Origin of the sequence: Dietzia sp. E1 (assembly GCF_014145015.1) — a bacterium.
GTDB classification, from domain to species: Bacteria; Actinomycetota; Actinomycetes; order Mycobacteriales; family Mycobacteriaceae; genus Dietzia; species Dietzia cinnamea_A.
The window spans coordinates 1-5,386 of the sequence record NZ_JAALDU010000008.1 but is presented as its reverse complement, the minus strand read 5'-3'; the positions used below and the strand labels follow the sequence as shown (position 1 = coordinate 5,386).

Genomic DNA, 5,386 nt, shown 5'->3' with positions numbered 1-5,386 from the left:
CCAGCTACGCACTCCGGATCCGGAAGAGCCGAGAAACTCCACGGGTCCGGCGCGCGACTAGAACCAGAGGTCGGCGAGCAGCTCGATCGACCGGTTCCGCACCGCCGGGTCGTAGGCGTAGGTCACGGTGATGAGCTCGTCGGCGCCGGTGCGCTCGACGAACTCCTCCAGCTGCGCCTTGACCGTGTCGGGCGAGCCGACCGCGCTGATGTCGAGCATCGGGTTGGTCGCGCCGGCGAACTGGGCGGGGTCGACGGGCGGCTGGATCTTGCGGCTGCGCCCGGCGCGGAGGTCGAGGAACATCTGCTGCAGCGTGGTGAACTCCCGCTGGGCCTCTTCGTCGGTGTCGGCGACGACCACGTTGATGCCCGCCATCACCTGCGGCTTCTCGATGCGGGCGGTGGGCGCCTCGGTGCTGAAGGTCTCGCGGTACACGCGGATGGCGTCGTCGATCTGGTCGGGCGCGAAGTGCGAGGCCAGCGAGAACGGCAGGCCCAGCTGGCCGGCGATCGAGGCGCCGTTGACGGTGGAGCCGAGGACCCAGATCGGGACCTCCATCCCCTGCGAGACCGCGGAGAAGATGGGGATGCTGTGGGCGGTGCCGGTCTCGCCGAACCAGCCCTGCAGGTCGTAGATGTGGCGGGCGAACGCCTGCGGCTCGGCGGACGAGCGGCTCAGCGCCTGCGCGGTCATGCCGTCGGTGCCGGGGGCGCGGCCCAGGCCGAGGTCGATCCGGTCGCCGTGGATGTTGGCGAGGGTGCCGCACTGCTCGGCCACCATGAGCGGCGCGTGGTTGGGGAGCATGACGCCGCCGGAGCCCACGCGGATCCGCTCGGTCACCGACGCCGCCTGGGAGATGAGCAGCGAGGTGGCGCTCGAGGCGAGGTTGGGGGTGTTGTGGTGCTCGGCGAACCACAGCCGCGAGTAGCCCAGCCGGTCGGCGAGGCGGGCCGACTCCATCGACGCGGCGATGCCGTCACGCGCGGTGGCCCCCTCGGAAATGGAGACCAGGTCGAGAATGCTCAAGGGGACCGACACAACACACCTTTTCGTAGCTCACTGTTACCGCCGCGAACATCCGCGGCTCGTGTGTCGAGGCTACCGATACGGCGAGTTCCGTGACGGGTCACGGATCGGTGTCACCCGCGCCCGCCCCCGTGACAGGCGTGGGTCACACCGGTGCCGCCGTCGGTGATGTGTGGGACCGGACCGGACCGGCGACGACGACGACGACGAGGTTCCCGTCCCACACCCCGTGGCCGCCTGCGGGCGTCGGCGTTTCGGACCTCCGCCTCTGTGCCGTAGGTCACACTGGGCTCGTCGCGGGGTCCCGCCCGCGCATCAGATCCGCACGAAGGGTCCGAGCACATGACGCAGATACGCTCCGATGAGCCGCTTCACCAGCGGGTCACCTCCGGCGAGGCCGATCTCGTCGAATTCCGTGAGCGCCTCACGGTCTGGCTGGCCGAGCGCGACGAGGTCGACGCTGCAGCCGGGGTCGAGGTCACGGCGGTGAGCCGACCGGAGAGCTCGGGGATGTCCAACATCTCAGTGCTCTTCGACGCCACGTGGACCCCGGCCGAGGCCAGCGCATCGGCGGGCCCGTCCGAACGGCGGCATGACCGGCTGGTCGCGCGGATGTGCCCGCTGGACGACGCGTTCCCGGTGTTCCCCGTCTACGACCTGCAGAAGCAGTTCGACGTGATGCGGGCGGTCGGCGAGGCCACCGATCTCCCAGTGCCGCGAGTGCGCTGGCTCGAGCAGGATCCGGCCGTGCTCGGAGCGCCGTTCCTTGTGATGGACCGCGCCTCCGGTCAGGCGCCGGTCGACAATCCCCCGTACGTCTTCGACGGCTGGCTACTCGAGATGGCCCCCGAGCAGCGGGCCGAGCTCCAGCGCGAGTCCGTGGCGGTGCTCGCGGAGATCCACCGCATCCCCGCGCCCGCCGACCTCCTGCCGGCGCTGGCCCCGGCGCCCGGCGTGAGCGCCCTGCGAGCGCACGTCGACGAGCAGCGCGCCTACTACGAGTGGACGACCCGCGAGGACGGGCTGCGGATCCCACTGATCGAGCGCGCCTTCGACTGGATCGAGGACCACTGGCCGGCCGAGACCGGGCCCGACGTGCTGAGCTGGGGCGACGCCCGCATCGGCAACATCCTCTACGAGGGCACCACCCCGACCGCCGTCCTGGACTGGGAGATGGCGGCCATCGCGCCGGCCGAAGTGGACCTGGGCTGGTTCCTGTACTTCCACGACCTGTTCCAGGACCTCGCGGTGACCTTCGGCTTCCCCGGGATCCCGGACGTGTTCGACCACTCCGAGGTCGTCGAGCAGTACGAGCAGCTGACCGGCTCCACCGTCCGGGATCTGCCGTTCTACTACGTCTACGCCGGGCTGCGGCAGGCCCTCATCCTGTCGCGGATCACTCGTCGTCGTATCCACTTCGGTGAACAGGAAGCGCTCTCCCACCCGAACGAGTACGTCCTCCACCACCCCATGCTCGCCCGCCTGATCGCCGACTGACCGCCCCGTCGCCCCGAGGATCCACGTGAAACCCACCCCGCTCGACGAGTTCCCCGTCCACCAGACGCCGCTGCCGATGGCCCAGGTCGGCACGAGTGACCGGAACTTCTACGACCGCTACTACTTCAACGCGCACGACCGCACCGGCGACGTGTTCCTCGTGACGGGGTTCGGCGTGTACCCCAACCTCGGGGTCGTGGACGCGTTCGTCACCATCCGCCACGGCGACACCCAACGGTCGGTGCGGTTCTCCGACGCCCTCGACGCCCGGTCGCTCGCGCCCGCAGTGGGTGGGTTCCGGATCGAGGTGATCGAGCCGCTGCGCACCCTGCGGCTGGTGTGCGAGCACCCGGACCTGTCGGTGGACATGACGTGGGAGGGCTCGTTCGACGCGGTGCTCGAGGATCGGCACGTGCTGCTCGAGGGCACGCGCGCGATGCTCGACGCGAGCCGGTTCGCGCAGGTGGGCAGTTGGTCGGGCACGCTCACGGTCGACGGACGCGACTTCGCCGTGGATCCCGACGTCTGGCTCGGCACGCGGGATCGCTCGTGGGGCATCCGGCCGAGCGGCGAGTCGGACCCCGCCGGCCGGTGGGCGGCCGAGCCGCGTGAGGGCTTCTGGTGGACCTACGTGCCGCTGCGCTTCGACGACTACGCGATGGTGGTCATCCTCCAGGAGAGCCCCGACGGGCACCGCACGCTCAATCACGCGAGTCGGGTGTTCGCCGACGGGCGGATCGAGCAGCTGGGCTGGCCGCGGATGGAGGTCGACTACCGCAGCGGCACCCGCCACCCCGACTGCGCTCGTCTGCATCTGACCACGCCTCGCGGCGAGCCGCTGCTGCTGGAGGTCGAGACTCTCGGCGGCGTCCCGCTGAGCATGGGCTCGGGCTACGTCGGGGACCCGGCGTGGTCGCACGGCCGTTGGATGGGCCGCGAGTGGAGCGAGTCGGTCACCTACGACATGACCTCCCCCGACGTGGCCGCGATGCTGCCGTTCAACACCATCGACCACGTGGCCCGCGCGACCTGCAACGGCGACGTGGGCTGGGGCCTGTTCGAACATGCGAACCTGGGCCGCCACGACCCGTCGGGATTCACCGACTGGGGCGACATGGCCCGATGAACCCCCTCGACCACGGCCGGTGTCTCCCGGCGGAGTCTCAGCGGGACCAGTCGGGTAGAACAGGGACCGACGAGTACTGACACCTGCCCGAGGACGAGATGGCAAAGACAATTACCGTGGTTGGCGCTGTGTTCAGCACGGAAGACGCAGTATTGGCGTTCCGGCGTTCCCCAGGGCGCTCGGCCGGAGGAAAGTGGGAGTTCCCTGGGGGGAAAGTCGAGCCGGACGAGTCACCGCAAGACGCCCTTCGCCGCGAGATTTCAGAGGAACTAGGCCTAGACATCTCCGTGGGCAGATTAATTGACCGGTCGAGCACACTCGTCGGCGACAAGGTCATTGACCTCGCCTGTTATTTCGTTAGCGCGGACGAGTACCCCTCTGATAGCTCGGATCATGACAAGATCACGTGGCAACCATACGAGGCAATTCGCGACCTGGATTGGGCGAAACCAGACCTACCAACAATTGAAGCACTGCTAAAGTCTCGCAAGTGACCGAACCTTTACCGCACGGAGTCTACGAATCCTTAGTCACTCGTCCGCTCGAGCGCCGTATTCATGCAACTGACGCGGTTGCACAGTATGCAACGCCCGATGAGACTGAACTCTCGCTGGCACTTTCTCGCTATATCCAGTCGGTGGTCCACGACCGCCTATCTGGTAAGCCCGCCGCGGATCAGCTAGAGCTCGCAAGGTCCGTACTAAAGTTTTTCGGCGATGAGCATGAGATTACGGCTTCCCGACTGCTTCACGCTCTCACAGCTCACGGCAATCGCCATCCGAATAGACCCTCACATCCGTTCACCTCCGGAGCGCTGCTGACAAACGCTCGTGACGAGCCAAACCTCGGCAACGAGCTATCCCTCGAGATGGAGACAGCAGACCGAGTCGACTTACTCTGTGCGTTTGTAAAATTCTCCGGTGTTCGAGTTATTGAGAACCAACTTGCCGGGCTGAAACGTCGCAATGTACCACTCCGCGTCCTCACCACGACTTACATGGGCGCTACGAACCGCCCAGCGCTAGACATCCTCGTCCGAGAATTCGGAGCGCAAGTTCGCATCAAGTACGAGATATCGTCGACGCGGTTGCACGCAAAAGCCTGGCTCTTCCACCGTTATTCTGGCTTCAACACCGCCTACGTTGGTAGCTCCAACCTCTCGAAGCCAGCCCTTGTGGACGGTCTAGAATGGAATATTCGACTCGCGGAAGCGGCAAGTAGCACAGAAATTGCCAAGTTCTCCAAGGTCTTCGACTCGTACTGGAGCTCACAGGAATTCGAAGAGTACGACCCAGATCGCGATGCAGCACGGTTAGATGCCGCCCTCGCGTCGGCCGGGCACTTCTCTAAGCGCGAACACTCCGCCAGACCGCATGAAGCTCCGGGAGATCTGAACCTCGAGCACTCCACGGCTTCCGCCCGCGACAGCGACACGCACGAAGAACTAACTGCTCCAGGTGTCTCAGCGGACGGCCACCAACACACCGATCTGACTAACGACACTGCCCTCCTCGCTGCACCCACAGCCATTCACTTCACGCCCTACCCTCATCAGCGCCACATGCTGGAAGCGCTGGAGGCAGAGCGGAGGGTCTTCGGCCGACATCGCAATCTGATCATCGCCGCCACCGGGACCGGCAAGACAGTCGTCGCCGCACTCGACTATCAGCGGATGTGCGATCCATCGGCCGGCCTTTACCGGCTCTTCCGGATCCGGAGTGCGTAGCTGGGGTTCGC

General features: G+C 66.5%; 4 protein-coding genes and 2 pseudogenes. 5 read left to right on the top strand and 1 reads right to left on the bottom strand.

Annotated elements, in window-relative coordinates; genetic code table 11:
• Nucleotides 1-57: 57 nt before the first annotated feature.
• Nucleotides 58-1,038 (bottom strand): MsnO8 family LLM class oxidoreductase, encoded by a 981-nt coding sequence (locus tag G6030_RS00375; protein ID WP_182641838.1) that lies wholly within the window; start codon nucleotides 1,036-1,038, stop codon nucleotides 58-60.
• Nucleotides 1,039-1,368: 330 nt separating this feature from the next.
• On the opposite strand from G6030_RS00375, the gene G6030_RS00370 reads away from it, so the two are divergent.
• From G6030_RS00370 to G6030_RS16685, 5 genes and pseudogenes are all read left to right on the top strand, one after another.
• A complete protein-coding gene (locus G6030_RS00370) occupies nucleotides 1,369-2,523 on the top strand; it encodes a phosphotransferase family protein (RefSeq protein WP_182641837.1) in 1,155 nt (384 codons plus the stop codon).
• A 25-nt stretch (nucleotides 2,524-2,548) separates the two neighbouring features.
• Nucleotides 2,549-3,649, top strand: a complete 1,101-nt coding sequence (locus G6030_RS00365) for a hypothetical protein (RefSeq protein ID WP_182641836.1) — start codon at nucleotides 2,549-2,551, stop codon at nucleotides 3,647-3,649.
• Nucleotides 3,650-3,747: 98 nt separating this feature from the next.
• Complete coding sequence (locus tag G6030_RS00360; RefSeq protein ID WP_182641835.1) at nucleotides 3,748-4,143, top strand: (deoxy)nucleoside triphosphate pyrophosphohydrolase; 396 nt, start codon at nucleotides 3,748-3,750, stop codon at nucleotides 4,141-4,143.
• A gap of 374 nt (nucleotides 4,144-4,517) precedes the next feature.
• Nucleotides 4,518-4,901 (top strand): annotated as a pseudogene (locus G6030_RS16690) (phospholipase D-like domain-containing protein); the annotation flags it as partial.
• Between the two features lie 288 nt (nucleotides 4,902-5,189).
• A pseudogene (locus G6030_RS16685) lies at nucleotides 5,190-5,324 on the top strand (DEAD/DEAH box helicase family protein); the annotation flags it as partial.
• Between the last annotated feature and the right edge of the window lie 62 nt (nucleotides 5,325-5,386).